The organism is Cobetia sp. 14N.309.X.WAT.E.A4, assembly GCF_030397495.1.
In the GTDB taxonomy this organism is placed as follows: Bacteria; Pseudomonadota; Gammaproteobacteria; order Pseudomonadales; family Halomonadaceae; genus Cobetia; species Cobetia marina.
On the sequence record NZ_JAPNXT010000034.1, the window covers coordinates 1 to 597 of the forward strand.

At 55.1% G+C, this 597-nt stretch carries 1 pseudogene; it reads right to left on the reverse strand.

What is annotated here, in order from left to right:
- Window positions 1-597 (reverse strand): annotated as a pseudogene (locus OW493_RS17180) (IS1-like element IS1A family transposase); the annotation flags it as partial.

Genomic DNA, 597 nt, shown 5'->3' on the forward strand with positions numbered 1-597 from the left:
GATAATGCCCGATGACTTTGTCATGCAGCTCCACCGATTTTGAGAACGACAGCGACTTCCGTCCCAGCCGTGCCAGGTGCTGCCTCAGATTCAGGTTATGCCGCTCAATTCGCTGCGTATATCGCTTGCTGATTACGTGCAGCTTTCCCTTCAGGCGGGATTCATACAGCGGCCAGCCATCCGTCATCCATATCACCACGTCAAAGGGTGACAGCAGGCTCATAAGACGCCCCAGCGTCGCCATAGTGCGCTCACCGAATACGTGCGCAACAACCGTCTTCCGGAGACTGTCATACGCGTAAAACAGCCAGCGCTGGCGCGATTTAGCCCCGACATAGCCCCACTCTTCGTCCATTTCCGCGCAGACGATGACGTCACTGCCCGGCTGTATGCGCGAGGTTACCGACTGCGGCCTGAGTTTTTTAAGTGACGTAAAATCGTGTTGAGGCCAACGCCCATAATGCGGGCAGTTGCCCGGCATCCAACGCCATTCATGGCCATATCAATGATTTTCTGGTGCGTACCGGGTTGAGAAGCGGTGTAAGTGAACTGCAGTTGCCATGTTTTACGGCAGTGAGAGCAGAGATAGCGCTGATG